The following is a 14819-nucleotide window of genomic DNA, read 5'->3' on the forward strand; positions in this document are numbered from 1 at the left end:
GTCGCTGCACCTGGCATCAACTGGATTGATCGACGACCTTAATCTGCGTCAAACCTACCAGCTCAGCCTGTTCTAAAATCTCCTCCGGCGTCGCGTCCGCAGTGGGCATGATCAGGCTGTTTTCTCCATCCCCAAAATGCAGCTGTAGCAGGTGCATCGCCGCCTCATGTACGGGCAACTTAGGCTGTTTGAGTTCAAATATGTATGTGCGGGGCTCGCCGTTGAACAGGTATGCCAGGGTGTATTTACGCATGGTGGGATCCTCAAAACGGGAGAAGTGCAGCTGACTATCCTGACTAATAGTCAGCTTTTATATCAACTGCTGAAGACGGTAGCCGTCCGGGCATCGCACCTTGCGCTGCGATGCCGGTCAATTAAGACGATCTATTTAACGTCGGGATCCGCCGATCCACCCGGTTTGGGTCGATATCCTCGGCGCTCACCCGTTCAATTTAACTAATGCGCAAACGCGCTGGATATCGTCGAGATATCGGGCAGAAGCAATCCCTGGGCAATGCAATCGTATGTCATCGGATGTACCCCCGGGTCTGTGAGAGGCTGCTGAACTACTTGCGCTCTCGCTCTTCATACCACTGCATGAACGCTTCGGCGCTTACCGGTCGGCAGACGTGAAAACCCTGGGCCATGTCGCAGTGGTAACCGCACAGTGCATCAAGCACGTCGGATGTTTCTACGCCTTCGGCGATGACCGCCATGCCAAGATTGTGACCAAGATCGACAACGCTCCGTACGATTAACTCATTGGCTTGATCGCTTTGCATGGCCAGTACAAAGGATTTGTCGATCTTGAGTTCACTGATGGGCAAATCCTTCAACTGAGCCAGACTGGTATAGCCGACGCCGAAATCATCGATGGTGATATGGATGCCCAGCGTATGCAGCTGCGTCAGGATGGTACGAGCAGCATCGGAATCGAGCATGATGGCGGACTCGGTCACTTCGAGTACGAGCATGTTCGGGGTCAGTTTGTGGTATTCAAGCAGATCGACGATCTGAGCCACCAACTTGTCGTCCAGCAGGTTGCGTGCAGAAATGTTCACGGCAACCGGTATGCATATCCCGGCATCGGCCCAGGCCCGCACTTGAGACAGCGCGAGGTTCAGCACGTATTGAGTCAGGGAGCCGATGATCCCGGTGAGTTCGGCAAACGGAATGAACTCATCCGGATTCACGCGGCCGCGCACCGGATGCTGCCAGCGCACCAACGCCTCGACGCCGGTGACTTCTCCTGTGCTCAGACTGACCTTGGGCTGGTACTCCAGGAACAATTCGCCGCGATCCAGACCTCGGCGCAATTCGCCGAGCATGGCCAGGCGTTCCGGAGAGCGTCGATCCCCTCCCGGGTCGTAGGCGAGTATGCCCTTGCCCTGCTTCTTGGCCGCATACATGGCGATGTCGGCGCGCTGCATGAGCGTCGAAGGATCGTCGCCGTGCAGACCCGAAACCACCACCCCAAAACTGGCTTCGACATCCAGTTCGATCCCGTCGATTTCGAACGATGCGGTAATCGCGGTGTGCAGCCGTTGCGCTGCTTTCAATGCCCCCTCCAGGCCTTCGACGGCGGGAAGCAGAATCGCAAACTCATCACCTCCCAACCGGGCGACCGTGTCGATTTCCCGCGCTTCACTGATCAGCCGCTGGCCGATCTGGTCGAGCAGGCTGTCCCCGTAGTGGTGCCCCAGGGTGTCGTTGACGTCCTTGAATCGGTCAAGGTTGATCAGCAACAGGCCCGTGATTGAACCCTCGCGACGTCCCAAGCGCAGTGTCTGCTCGAAACGGTCGGCCAGGAGAGTCCGGTTGGCCAGCCCGGTGAGCTTGTCGTGCAGCGATGTGTGCAAGGCGTCCTTGCGTTGACTGTCGAGCTCGACACGTGTGCGCCGCAGCACTTGGGCGAACAGGCCGGCAAGAAGCAGCCCAGCGATAAAAACTAGTGGTCGGACAGAACGCTCGAGGCGATCGCCTCCTGCCCCAGGCGTCCGGTGGTAATAGAAGACCACACCGCGAAGCCGCTGATTGTCAGCAGAACGGCGACCAGACCATAGCGCGCCCACCTGCTGGGTACTGTTTTACTCCAGCGCATAAGCGTGGGTATGGCAATCCCCTGCGCAAAAGCTTCAGCATGCTGAGGACGTGCTGGCGGTAAATTGCTCATACGCTACTCCAGGGAAATGCAGGTGACGGCAGTCTTGTGGACCAACTGCAGACTGCCGATCAATCAAATAATCGACAGTGGTTAATTCCGGGCATTCTTAGTCGAACTCAGCCGGGCGGCCAGCTCCTACAACGGTCGCAATCCTGTATTCAGGCTCTTTCTAAAACCCCACATCCAGCACCACACTGTCCAGATAGGTTCCCGGTGGCGGCGTGCTTTGGTCGGTGTAGATTTTGGCGGTGTAGTTGAAGATCTGGCTGCCGGTGCCCAGGCCGTTGCCGGGGTTGACCTCGGCATCGGAACTGGCGCGGCGCGCCGTGCTGACGTTGCCCCAACGGGTGGTTCCGGCACTCTTGAAGATGTCGTAAGCCAGGTAATTGCCGCCCAGGATCATCCGCCTGCGCCCGCCCACGCCGACAGCATGCTGACCATCGTCCAGCCCCACTGTGTAGGCACTGCCCTTGGTGCACGCCAGGTTGATAGTCTGGCCAGTGACAGTGGCGAAGGAGCTGATTATCGAGGCGCTGCCAAAGCTGATGTTCGGTGCGGTGATCGTGCAGTCGTTGTCCACGGTCATATTGACCGTCAGGCTGGTGGAACCGCTGTTGATGTCTCGCCCCTGACAACTGCCGCCTCCACCATAGTCATGGCAATAATCCCAGCTCCAGAAAATGTTCAGGGTTTCAGAGTAAATCCCGGCGGCCACGTTGCTGCCAATAATCGTACTCAGGTAAATCGGAACGGCCTTGGCAACCACTGGATTGGACAGCAGGCCGAGGTTATCGATGATTGAGTGTCGGGCGAAGTCGAACGCCACGCCGCGAGTGATTGGATAGCTGGTGCTGTTGTTGGCAAACAGTGTGTAACCAATCACATCACTGGTCGGCCCGACCGCCCCAGCGGTTGCCGAGGTAATGGTGGCGTAAAAATAATCATCGCTGGCCAACGACGACGCCAACGAACCGGTGCAACTCAAACCGGCATTGGTGGTGGAACTGGTTTGCAAAGTGGTACGCACCGCGATCGAACTCATTGAGCCAAAACCAGCCGGTGAAGTGCTGACCACTTCGCACAAGGCATAGGCCTGCCACGGCAGAAAAATCGCCATCAGCCCGATCACTTTACCCGGCCATCGATTAGAAAATTGCACAATCCACCTCCCTGTTCTATTCATTGGCGTTTTCATTGACACAGCAGCGGTCCGATCAACGGCACCTGGTCCTGCTTCATCTCCAGCGTGAACTGCGCCTGGCAGGTCCGGCCATCGGCCAGGGTCACCTGCAAACTGTTGTGCTCTTCCAGGTTTTCCAGATAGACCAGCCCGTCCCACCCGACCACCGCATACGCCCCGCTCTGCTCGTGCCGCACACGGCTGCCCAATGGCAATTCGTGCTGCTGCGCGTCCACCAGCACAACACTTGCGGCGATGATCCGACTCAGAGAAAACTCCAGCAGGTAGCCACTGCCACGGCGCACCGAGACCCGTTGTTCGACATTCGAGCTCTGTACATTGCTCGGCAGGTTCAGTGGATCGATTTCATATTTTCCGCGGTAGTAGGCGCTGCTCCATGGCACCAGCAGGTGACCATTTTTATCCGTTTGGCCAACCCGTTGATTCTCGTAACGCACCGGAACATCGGCATATCCACCGGTGCTGACCACGACGAAGGCATCATCGATACGATTGGCGACGAACACCTGGCGATCCATCCACACCAGCGAACCGCTGGCATCGGCCCAACGCGTTTCGGCATCGCTGCTGCCGTAAACCCCAGCCTGCAATTGCACCGATTGCAGGCGCCAGGTCAGGTCGGCCTGACGATAATCCGGGCCTTCGTCGTGGGCATAACCGAGGTTGAAGCCCATACCGCCTGCGCTGGGCACAGCGCGACTGTAATTGACGCGCTGACGGCTTTCGCCGGTCTTGCTGCGCTCGCCACTCAGACTCAGGCTGCCATGCAGGTCGAAGGGGATCACCAGTTGCGCCTGCATCGCCCAGTCGCTATCGCCGATCTCGCGATTGGCCGACAAGTAAAAACTGGTATTGCGCCACAGTGGCTTGCTCCAGGTCAGGTTGAGTAACCGGGTACGCGAATCATCGGCCGCCCGCACATCGAAATAGCCCGCGCCGAGGCTGCCCCAGCCGTTGAGACTGACGCTCAGGGTCAACTGCTCGCTGCGCTGGCTTAGGCTGATAAAGGGGCTGTCGACAACAGTCAGGTCGGCGTACTGGTCGCGGCGCTGCATACGCTGATAAGAAACGCTGTAGTGCTGGCTGCTGTATTGATAACCGAGGCTGACTTGCTGACCGCGATTGCCATCGAACCGGCTTTGACTGACCGCCGTGTTGAGCACGCCGAAATTGCCCAGGCGCAGATTGCCGCCAACGCCGCCGAGGGTCAGCGCGTCCGAGGCCTCGGCATGGCTTTCGAGGGTCAGACTGTCGTCCAGACCGTAACGCAAGCTGCCGGAGGTCACACCCGGACCATAACCGAAATCACGAATCCCGAAGTCACGGCGCAGGGTACCGGCGGCCAGCGAGAAATCCACCAGGCCTTTTTGCAGCAGGTTGCTGGTGACATAAAACGGCACGGTGGTCGAGACCTGTCGACCAAGGGCATCGGTAGTCACCACCACCGCTTCGCCGGCACCGTTGATGAACGGAATGTTGGTCAGCGTGTAGGGACCGGGCTGTAGCTCGGCGCTACTGGATTTGAAGCCGTTGATGAACAGGTCGACCGAGGACGGTACCGCCGCTTCCCCGGCGAACTGCGGCAAAGGGTAGGTCACCAGGTCCGGGCGTACGCCGAAATCGCGCGACATCTGCACACCGCCCAGGCGCACCGAACTGCTCCAGGGCAAGGCGCCGCTGACCAGATCACCCGCCTCGTAAGTCAGCAGACGCTCGTCATCGGAGTAACGCCAGGTGGTGTCATAACGCCGATAACCATTGTTCAGTGTGCCATTGCTGATTCCGGAAATCGTGCGCCGGTATTGCCCGGTGTTGGACAGCGTGCCCCAACTGTCGAATAGCCGCACCTCATTCCAGGCCGCGAGGTACGTGCCGCTGTCGTCGGTGTCATTGAGGTACAGGTCGTAGTTGAGCAAGGCGCCAAAACTGCTCAACGCAGGGGTACGCGGGTACACTTCTTGACTGCCGACAAACTGCTCTGGCAACCAGTCCGGCGGGACGTTCAACAACAGCCGCTGACCCTGGCTGTCATAGTCGCTATGCAAGCCTTGCAGGCTGTCGAGGGCGACCTCACCGCCGAGCTCTTGTGGCAATTTCATACCGGTTTCGCGCAACGCCACGACGGGTACAAAGTAGCGCCCGCCGCGCTGTTCCACCGCCACCACACGCCCGGTATTCATTTGATTGACGACCAGTTCCAGAAACAGGTGTGCATCGGCCATCGCCTCCATGCCGCTGGGCGCTGGCGGCAGGTCGCCCGCCAGGCCTTGGTGGGCGAATACAAGACAGTACAGGCCAATCGCGGCCCACAGCGGACGCTTGATACTGCGAGCCCAATCCTGGCTCATCACCGCTTTACGTCCGTCAATGGACATTTCCTTACTGTGGCGATCAAGAGGCGCGCACAACACCTGTGGCGAGGGAACTTGCTCCCGCTGGGTCGCGGAGCGGCCCTAAAATCGGCGACATCACTTTGTCAGGTAGAACCCATCTGCCGGTTTTGCGACTGCTTCGCAGCCGAGCGGGAGCAAGCTCCCTCGCCACACTGTTTCCATTGCCGGGCTATCACCGCCCCGGCGCAATACTCTGAACCTGCGGCGCACCATTGACCCGTACTTGCAATGCCTGATCCGCAGTGATCGATTCCGGTGCCGGCCAACGCATGATCGCCCCCGGCAACACATAACCGAGCAACCCCTCAACCAGCGGCCGTGTCTGACCGCCCTGCTTGAACGCGACATCGGTCAGCCGGGCATGCACCGCGCCCTGATTGCGCACTTCAACGTAGGAGCGTCCATCGACCGCCACTTTGCGCCAGCTCAGATCTGCCACGCCGGCGCCTTTGGGGTCGCGTTTACGGGTCATGTCTTCTTTGCTCCACAGACCGGCACCGTAGGCAAACAGCGGCACTGAATAACGCATCTGAAACCGAATGGCCGCAGCGGTTTTGCCGTCTTCAGCCGTCACGGGTCTGGCCGAGGGGATTTCATCGATAATGATGCGGTAGGCCAGCTCCTGCCCCGGCGGTATATCGCGGGTACGGGTCAGGCGCACGAGTTGCTTTTGCCCGGGTTCGATTTTCGCTACCGGCGGGCTGCCAATGACATCGCGCTGGTTCTGATACTGATCGCTGAAACCACTCTGGCTCCAGGCAAACACCCGGATCTGCAGATTGGCCGTCTCGTTGCCGCGATTTTCCAGCCACAGCGCACTCGCCTGTTGATCGGCCTCCAGCACCGGATCGATCGGCCAGATCAGCACCGAACTGGCCGCCTGCACGTTGACCGCGCCCAGCAAGGCCATCACCAGCACGGCGCAACGCGCGACCGGTAACCTGCGAAAAGGTGAACACATATGCCTGCTCCTTATGCACGAATGACCGTGCTACCACGACAGCTGCACCTGCAGCACGTCGCTGTAAATCCCCCCGGGCTGATCACCCGGTAACTGCACTTGTCCGTAAATAGGCAATCTGATGTTGTTCGCATCGCTGTAGGCCACGGCCACGCTCTGACCGATGCCCAGGCTCTCACTGAAGGCCGGGTCACTGAATAACTGATAGGCCACCCGGGCACTGCCACCATCGAGCTGCAGGTGCCGCCCGTTGCTGTTGTACTGGCCGCCATCGACGCTCATGTTCAGGGTCACGCCCGGCGTGCATTGCAACTGCACGCCGGCGCTCAATTGCACCTGCACGGTGTTGCTCGCCAGCGCCGATTGAGTTCCGAAATCGAGGTTGCCGTAATTGGAAACCCCGCCCATCACCAGACAGGCCGCCGTCACTGTCGCGCTGACCTGAAAACTCTGACTGGTCACCGCCGCCAGCGGCAGCGGCAAACCGGTCGCGCAGAGCAGGATCAGGGCGGCACGACCGTGACCGGCCATCGCACTAGAAGCTCAACTCGACAGCGACGGTGTCGGAGTAGATGCCTGCGGGCAAGCCTGCCTTGCCCACGGCCTTGCCATAGATGTTCACGGTCTGCGCCGAGCCGTCACTGGGATCGAGGTTAATCACCCCGTCAATCGCCAGGATGTCCTGATGACCGGAGTCGGTGTACAGGTCGTAAGGCACGAAGTTGTTGCCGCTGACATCCATCAGCGCCCGGGTACCGCCGTCAGATCCGCCGTCATGGGCACCGGCGCGGACTTTCACCGCTGGTGTAGTACCGCTGGAGCAGAGAATCGACAGCGCGCCGCCGCCAGAGAGCACCTGCCCGTTCGCTGTGGTGAACAGACTGCCGGTGGAGCCGAAGTCCAGCGCACCGAAGTTCATCCCGCTAGTCCCGCCGGCACCATTGATCTGACAACTGTTGCTGAGCGTCATGCTGGAGGTGATCTGGCCGGTCGTCGTGTCCGCCTGAGCATTGCTGGCCAGTGCCAGAACTAGCACTGAAAATCCAATCCTTGATACAAGCATATGCATGATGTCCATCCTCTGGGGTTTACCAATCCAGCGTGACCGTCAGGGTGTCGGTATAGACCCCCGCCGGGACTGCGCTGGTATTCGCCACCACGGAGCCAAATACCGGGATTGGTATCTCGGCTCCATTGGTAACAGCGAAATAGCGTTGCTGGCCAATGCCGTAGCTGTCGCCACCGGAAGCATCGAAGAACAATCGATAAGGGATGGTCTGGTTGCCGTTGCTCAGGCGCCGTGTGGTGCCGTCGCCATGGGCGCCGCCATCGATGGTCACGGTGAACCCGGTGACCGAAGGGTTGCAGGAGACTTTCAGCTTGCCGTTGCCGGTATCGCTCAGGTTGGCATTGATCGGGTTGGTCCAGGTCGGACCTTGCGAGCCGAAATCCAGCAGGCCGAAATCACTGATCGGGCTGCCGGTGGAGTGGGTGGCACCATTGATCACTTCACAACTGGCGATGAGTATCAGCCGCACATCAATCTGCCCGCTGATCGCCGCTTGCGCCTCCTCAACCAGAAGTAGCGCTGTGCCAAGGGTCATCACCACCCAACTCTTCATCGTCTTGCACCGATCCTAATTCCATCAGGATTCAAACATTGGTCGTCCGCTACGAACGACGTTCCTTGTGCTGCCCGAATCCATCGGACAGGTGTCACTCAACGCCTTGCTACCAGCTCACGGTCACTTTCAAAAGGTCGGAATAACGGCCGGCATTGGGGATCTCGGCCAGCCTTTCAATACGTGCATACAGGGGCAAATCCACCGTGCCTGAATCCGGCACCCGTGCGCTCAATGACACGTTCACCGGCAGCGGAATCTGCCGCGCGGCGTCTTGATAGAGACGATAAGGAATGAGTTTGCTGTGCTCTGCGCTGCCCGCCAGATAGCGGACCTCGCCTGTGCCGCCATGCAGGCCACCGTCGACCTGCAATTGGTAAGGGGTATCGGGATTGCATTCCAGACGCGGCAGGCGTGCGTCAAGCAGTGCCGCGCTCAATGGCCCGGCCGGATCGTCCAGGCGGGCGGTGGTGCCGAAGTCGAGCACACCCAATTGCTCGATACCCGCCTCGCGCTGTTGACCAACCAACTGGCAACCGCGCTGCACATTGACCCGGACCTCAACCTGAAGCTGCACCGCCAACGCCGTCGCACTGAGCATCGTGCCCATGACTGCCAAAAAACCGAGTCCATTCAAATGCCCATTCCCTATAAGGGGTTATTCGCAAGCGGAGGTTAGCATCCAAGGGGGAAACAACCAGTCAAGGCGGCATTTAACACGTCAAATCCGCACCTTTGCGACGAAGGGGCATATTTCGTGTGTATCTGTGATTGCTTTGGTATCGATAGGATTTCTGGAGGGAAGACACGGCCCTTGAAGTCAAAAGGTGATGGTGGCCGTTATTGTGTCGGCGTACGTGCCCGGCGGACTAAGCAGCCCTGCCGTCATCCGGCCATAGACCGGGATCACCTGGGCGGAGCCACTGCCGGTTCCGGTGATGAGACCCGTGCCACCGGTGTCGCCCCAATTGATCGTCCGCGCGAGGTCCGAGTACAGCGCGTAGAACAGCTTGATACCCGGAGTACCGGACATCTGCATCTGCCGGGCTGTCGCGGTCCCGCCGCTCGTCCCGGCACCGAGGCCGACGCTATAGGCCAGAGTGTTGGTGCAGTTGACCGAGAGGCTAGTCTCGACATCGGTTTGCACGCCTGAATAGGCGCCGAAGGCCAAGGGAGAGGCCGTGATCCCGCAACCAGCCACAACGCTCGCGGAGACGGCGATGGTTGCGGTGTCGGAGGCTGACATGGCCGGAGTGGGCAGCAGACTGAGCGCGAAAGCCCCCAGGATACCGACACCGGTGTGAACGACCCGGTTGCGCCGCATACGAGCCTCCTTGCCTACCAGAATATCGCTACCGTCCAAATGGGCTTGTGAGGAGGACTGCGTGCAATGCGAAAACGGCATGGTCATAACTCCCTGTAGTACTTAGCGGAAGGTAAGGTTTTTTCAGTGCCCTGAAAGAATCTGAACTTTCCAGCCTGGAGTCCGAAGCGTAGTCCACATGTGAGTCTCACACGGATGTTTTCGTGGCACGGACGACTGGGGTCTGCCCCTATCCAATCGGAGGAATGTCATCAAGCTGGCGATAGCAATTGCGCAGGATTGACTCAAGATAAGTCCTCACCGAGAAGACGCTCCACCCAACTCACCGGTTAATTCACAACCGACTGTTGGCGATCCAAAGCTGTCTGTGGTGACGGGCAGCAATCGGCCCAGAAGCGAACCATCAACACCCCAGTGTCGCTTGGGACTCTTCAAAATGATGCCGTAACAATGGCACTCCTCGCTAATAGCCAGCGTAGACACCTGCTCGCCCATAAAACCTCTCTTGAAAACCGCGATAAATAGCTAGCTATTTGTTGACGAAAGTCTGAAGTATTCATTTGAATTTTCAGATTCTTCCACCCCGCCGCCTATGCCTAACATCGGCTCCACAGCGAACTGGCCTCGGCAGCGCTTAGTGGGACCCATCAGGCAGAGACCCGGCTCAAAGATCTTCCGCCGTTACTGGCCCTTGATCGCCGACTGGCTTTGTCGAAGTGCTTTTGCAGTAGGCCTAAGGATTTTCGAGGATCACCGATGAAGCTGGAAATTTTCCGCACGCTGTGGGGTTACACCGCCAGCAAGGCCCAGGCGCTTGAAGAGCTGCTGCAGGCGGGCTTTGATGGAATGGAAGCACGTTTGCCACTGGACGCCCGTGAACGGGCTGAGTTCGCCGCCTTTCTCCAGGCCAATCGCCTGGGCTATATCAGCACAGTCTTCACCGCTTACGACGTGCTGCCGGACCAGTCGGCGACCCCTGCCGTCCACCTCAATGACCTGGATCAGAAACTCGCCTGGGCCGCCGAACTCGGCCCACGTTTCGTCAACGTACTGGCGGGCAATGATCGCTGGTCCTTGCCACAACAAGTGGAGTTCTTCGGTCAGGCACTGGATCTGGCGCGCAAGCATGGTCAGGTCTGCAGTTTCGAAACTCACCGCTCGCGTTCGCTGTTCAACCCCTGGGTGACCCTGGAGTTGATCCGGCAATTGCCCGATCTGTTGTTCACCAGTGACATCAGCCATTGGGTCGTGACCTGCGAGCGTCTGTTGAATGACCCGGCCGATGATCTGAGCGCTTTCATCGAGCGGGTTCACCATATCCAGGCACGGGTCGGTTACGACCAGGGCCCGCAGGTTCCGCACCCGGCGGCTCCCGAATATGCAAAAGAACTGGCTTTTCATCAGCAGCACTGGGAAAGCATCTGGCGCTCGCAGCAAGCCCGCGGTTACCAGGTCAGCACCCTGACCCCGGAATTCGGCGCCGACGGCTACCTGCATCATTTGCCCTTCACCAATGTCCCGGTCGCCGACCTGTGGTCATTGAACGTGTGGATGGGCCAGACCGAGCGCGAACACTTCGAGCGTTTCCACCACTCAAGCAATCCTTAGGGAGCCGATGCGTCATGCCTGACAATAAAAACAACAGCGCCAGCACTGACACACACAAAGCCAACTTCAATAGCATTCCGGTGGTCAATATCGCCGGTCTGTTCAGCGTCGAACTGGAACACCGCCTGGCCGTGGCCCAACAATTGGGCCGCGCCGCCAGCGAAGTCGGGTTCCTCTATATCACCGATCACGGTATCGACCCGCTACTGATCGCCAACCTGCGCAAGGCTGCCAAGGACTTTTTCGACCAGCCCTTCGACACCAAGATGCGGCACTACATCGGCACCTCGCAAACCCACAAGGGCTTTGTACCCGAAGGCGAAGAGGTCTATTCCAAAGGCAAGCCAGACCACAAGGAAGCCTTCGACGTCGGCTTCGAAGTCCCGGCCGATGACCCGCTGGTGCTGGCCAACACCCCGTTGCTGGGGCCCAACGACTGGCCGCAGCTGCCGGGTTTCAAGGCGTCGGTGCAGGCCTACTATGAAGCGATCTTTGCCTTGGGCCGGCGCCTGTTCGGCGGCTTTGCCCTGACCCTGGGCCTGGAAGAAAACTATTTCGACAGCCTGGTCACCCGCCCGCCGTCCAAGCTGCGCCTGATCCACTACCCCTTCGACGGTGCCGCCCATGACGCACCGGGTCTTGGCGCCCATACTGATTATGAGTGCTTCACCATTCTCTTGGCCGACAAACCAGGCCTTGAGGTGATGAACAATCTTGGACAATGGATCGATGCACCACCGATTGCCGATGCCTTTGTGGTCAACATCGGCGACATGCTGGAAGTGATGACGGCAGGCGCATTCGTTGCCACTGCGCACCGGGTACGGAGCGTGAAGGAGGAGCGTTATTCCTTCCCACTGTTTTATGCCTGCGACTATCACACCCAGATCAAACCGCTGCCCGGGTTCGCCCAGGGAGGTAACGACTACGAAGAAATCACGATCGGCGAACACATGTATGGCCAGGCACTGCAGACCTATCAGTATCTGCGCCAGAGGGTGGCCAATGGGGACGTTCAACTGCCAGGCAAGGCACGCAAGCCCGCCAGTTTCGGACATTTGAAAAATCAGGCTCAACCGTCCTGATTGAAGTTTTCAGTTTCCCCTTACCTACGCCGGAGTCAGTAAAAAATGAAAAACAATAAAAAGAACCTGTTGAGCTTGGCTGTATTGGCAGCCGGTATGCTCGGTGCCTCAGTGAGCATGGCCGCATCAGACACGTTCAAGGTCGGCATGGAAATCACCTACCCTCCTTTCGAGTCCTATGACAAAGACAAAAACGTGGTGGGTTCGGATCCCGAACTGGCAACGGCCCTGGCCAAGCACATGAACGCCAAGGTGGAGTTCATCGACACCAAGTTCCCGAGCCTGATCCTGGGCTTGAACTCCGCCAAATACGACGCAGTCATTTCCGGCATGTACATCACGCCGGAGCGCCAGACTCAGGCCCAAACCATCGCCTATGCCAACACCGGTGCCGCAGTCATGGTGCCCAAGGGCAGCGAGATCAATGCGAAAAAACCTGAAGACCTGTGCGGCTTGAAACTGGGCCTGGAACAGGGCACCACCTGGGTCAAGGAATTCAAGAAGCTCTCCGATGAGTACTGCGTGCCGAACAACAAAGGCGCCATCACCGTCAGCGAGTACCCCTCGGCGCCCGAAGTGACCCAGGCCCTGCTGTCCAAAAACATTCAGGCCCAGGTTGAAATCGCTGGCGCTGCAAAAATGATCGCGGAAAAGACCAATGGCCGGGTAGTGATCACCACCGAACACCCGATCTATCAGCAAACCCTGGGTATCTTCGTCAAGAAAGGTAACGACGAAACATTCCAGGCCGTGCAAAAAGCCTTCGAAGAGACCAAAAAGAGCGGTGAGTACGCCGCTATTCTTAAGAAATATGGCTTGGAAGAACCGACTGCCCACTAAGAACGTGTCCTTGTAGTCTGGTCATCTGCCGCCCCTGCACCGGGGCGGCAGATCGAGGTGCCCTATGCAATTCGATTGGTCGTATTTCATCTCCCTGTTCTCCCTGCCGGACTTCTGGAAAGCCTGCGTCACGGTGGTCCAGCTCAGTGCCCTGGCCTGGTTCATCGGCATGCTCCTGGGTTTTGTCCTGGCCACGGCCAAGCTGTCCCAGTCGCCCTTACTGCGCATTCCCGCGGCGGTCTACATCTGGTTCTTCCGCAGCATCCCGTTGCTGGTGCTGGTGGTCTTCGTCTACAACTTGCCGCAATTGTTTCCCGGTAGCGGACCGATCCTGTCAAACCCCTTCTACTCCGGTTTGCTTGCCTTGGTGGTCACGGAAGCGGCTTACATGGCGGAGATCCACCGTGGTGGTCTGATCTCCGTGGCCAAGGGCCAGAAGGAAGCAGGCCGCGCGCTGGGTGTCGGCCTGTTCGGCATGCAGCGTTTGATCGTGATCCCCCAGGCTTTCCGTATCTCGCTGCCTACGTTGATCAATGAATACATCACGGTGGTCAAGCTGACGTCGCTGGTCTCGGTCATCTCCCTGACCGAAATCCTCACGGTCGGCCAACGCCTCTATGCCACCAACTTCCTGGTCATGGAAACCCTGGCGGCGGTGGGCGTGTACTACGTGCTGATCGTCACCGTGTTCGGCTTTTTCCTGCAGCGCCTGGAGCGCTACCTGGACCTGAACTTCCGCAAACCGCATACACTCGATACCGTCGCCGTGGCCAAGCTCAAGGCCTGCGCCGAAGCCTTGCCCGACAATGCGCGTAAAGCCGCGGGCAGCAACGCGACGCCAATCCTGCAACTGAAGAACATCCAGAAGAGCTATGGCACGCACCAAGTGCTGATGGGTATCGATCTGAATGTCGAATACGGCCAGGTGATCTCGATCATTGGCCCATCCGGTTCCGGCAAAACGTCGCTGATCCGCACGGTCAACGGTCTGGAAACTATCGATACAGGCCACATTCTGTTGTTCGGTGAAAAATTCATCGAAGCGTCGGACAAACCCAACAGCTCCCGTCTGCGCAAAGGCGTGCGGCACATTGGCATGGTGTTCCAGAACTTCAATCTGTTTCCGCACCGCACCATTCTCGACAACGTCACGCTGGCGCCGCGTTACCACGGCATCCCGGGCGAGCTGAGCGAACACCTTGCTTATGCGCTGCTGGACAAGGTCGGCCTGCTCGCCCACGCCCACAAGTACCCGCACCAGCTCTCCGGCGGACAGCAACAGCGCGTGGCGATCGCTCGTGCTTTGGCCATGGAGCCGGACATCATGCTGTTCGACGAGCCTACGTCAGCGCTCGATCCAGAGCTGGTGGGCGATGTGCTGAACGTCATACGCGACCTTGCCAGTGAAGGCATGACCATGATTATTGTCACCCACGAAATGGACTTTGCCATGTCGATATCCGACAGGGTCGTCTTCATGGAGAACGGTAATATCCAACTGGATGCTGCACCTGAAACCATACGCTGCGATGCCGAAGGTGAGAGAGTGCGGCGTTTTATGGGAATCAGTACTCGATCGCCAAACCTGCCTGTCACTGCGAATCATGCGTGAGCAGGGTTC

The 14819-nt window shown here is 58.6% G+C and carries 15 protein-coding genes; 4 read left to right on the forward strand and 11 right to left on the reverse strand.

The genetic code is table 11. The annotated features are described in order from the left end of the window. Positions 1-16: 16 nt before the first annotated feature. The 11 genes from ACMXYI_RS24385 to ACMXYI_RS24435 form a co-directional block, all read right to left on the reverse strand. Positions 17-253 (reverse strand): hypothetical protein, encoded by a 237-nt coding sequence (locus ACMXYI_RS24385; RefSeq protein ID WP_415769430.1) that lies wholly within the window; start codon positions 251-253, stop codon positions 17-19. Positions 254-566: 313 nt separating this feature from the next. Next, positions 567-1907, reverse strand: coding sequence for a putative bifunctional diguanylate cyclase/phosphodiesterase (locus ACMXYI_RS24390; RefSeq protein ID WP_415769431.1), 1341 nt, complete (start codon positions 1905-1907; stop codon positions 567-569). Between the two features lie 41 nt (positions 1908-1948). Beyond that, complete coding sequence (locus ACMXYI_RS24395) at positions 1949-2173, reverse strand: hypothetical protein (protein ID WP_415769432.1); 225 nt, start codon at positions 2171-2173, stop codon at positions 1949-1951. A gap of 160 nt (positions 2174-2333) precedes the next feature. Beyond that, on the reverse strand, positions 2334-3281 hold the full coding sequence (locus ACMXYI_RS24400; protein ID WP_415773968.1) for a Csu type fimbrial protein: 948 nt from the start codon (positions 3279-3281) through the stop codon (positions 2334-2336). 74 nt (positions 3282-3355) lie between these two features. Then, positions 3356-5713 (reverse strand): fimbria/pilus outer membrane usher protein, encoded by a 2358-nt coding sequence (locus tag ACMXYI_RS24405; RefSeq protein WP_415773969.1) that lies wholly within the window; start codon positions 5711-5713, stop codon positions 3356-3358. Between the two features lie 217 nt (positions 5714-5930). Continuing rightward, the gene (locus tag ACMXYI_RS24410; protein ID WP_415769433.1) at positions 5931-6719 is read right to left on the reverse strand and encodes a fimbrial biogenesis chaperone; all 789 of its coding nucleotides are present in this window, start codon (positions 6717-6719) and stop codon (positions 5931-5933) included. Between the two features lie 30 nt (positions 6720-6749). Then, on the reverse strand, positions 6750-7250 hold the full coding sequence (locus ACMXYI_RS24415) for a Csu type fimbrial protein (RefSeq protein WP_415769434.1): 501 nt from the start codon (positions 7248-7250) through the stop codon (positions 6750-6752). A gap of 4 nt (positions 7251-7254) precedes the next feature. Next, positions 7255-7788 carry a Csu type fimbrial protein gene (locus ACMXYI_RS24420; RefSeq protein ID WP_415769435.1) on the reverse strand — a complete coding sequence of 178 codons (534 nt, stop codon included), beginning with the start codon at positions 7786-7788 and terminating at the stop codon, positions 7255-7257. Positions 7789-7807: 19 nt separating this feature from the next. Next, positions 7808-8341, reverse strand: coding sequence for a Csu type fimbrial protein (locus tag ACMXYI_RS24425; RefSeq protein ID WP_432760531.1), 534 nt, complete (start codon positions 8339-8341; stop codon positions 7808-7810). A 109-nt stretch (positions 8342-8450) separates the two neighbouring features. Continuing rightward, a complete protein-coding gene (locus tag ACMXYI_RS24430) occupies positions 8451-8951 on the reverse strand; it encodes a Csu type fimbrial protein (protein WP_415773970.1) in 501 nt (166 codons plus the stop codon). A gap of 210 nt (positions 8952-9161) precedes the next feature. Beyond that, positions 9162-9746 (reverse strand): Csu type fimbrial protein, encoded by a 585-nt coding sequence (locus tag ACMXYI_RS24435; protein ID WP_415769437.1) that lies wholly within the window; start codon positions 9744-9746, stop codon positions 9162-9164. Between the two features lie 675 nt (positions 9747-10421). Between ACMXYI_RS24435 and ACMXYI_RS24440 the strand changes: the two genes are divergently transcribed. The 4 genes from ACMXYI_RS24440 (at position 10422) to ACMXYI_RS24455 (ending at position 14810) form a co-directional block, all read left to right on the forward strand. Beyond that, a complete protein-coding gene (locus tag ACMXYI_RS24440) occupies positions 10422-11273 on the forward strand; it encodes a sugar phosphate isomerase/epimerase family protein (protein ID WP_415769438.1) in 852 nt (283 codons plus the stop codon). Positions 11274-11287: 14 nt separating this feature from the next. Beyond that, positions 11288-12358: an isopenicillin N synthase family dioxygenase gene (locus ACMXYI_RS24445; RefSeq protein ID WP_415769439.1), complete on the forward strand. Its 1071-nt coding sequence runs from the start codon at positions 11288-11290 to the stop codon at positions 12356-12358. Between the two features lie 45 nt (positions 12359-12403). Then, entirely contained in the window at positions 12404-13198 is a 795-nt protein-coding gene (locus tag ACMXYI_RS24450; protein ID WP_415769440.1) for an ABC transporter substrate-binding protein, read from the forward strand. Positions 13199-13262: 64 nt separating this feature from the next. Continuing rightward, complete coding sequence (locus ACMXYI_RS24455; RefSeq protein WP_415769441.1) at positions 13263-14810, forward strand: amino acid ABC transporter permease/ATP-binding protein; 1548 nt, start codon at positions 13263-13265, stop codon at positions 14808-14810. The last annotated feature ends 9 nt before the right edge of the window (positions 14811-14819 follow it).

It is taken from the genome of Pseudomonas lyxosi (assembly GCF_047758685.1).
In the GTDB taxonomy this organism is placed as follows: domain Bacteria; phylum Pseudomonadota; class Gammaproteobacteria; order Pseudomonadales; family Pseudomonadaceae; genus Aquipseudomonas; species Aquipseudomonas lyxosi.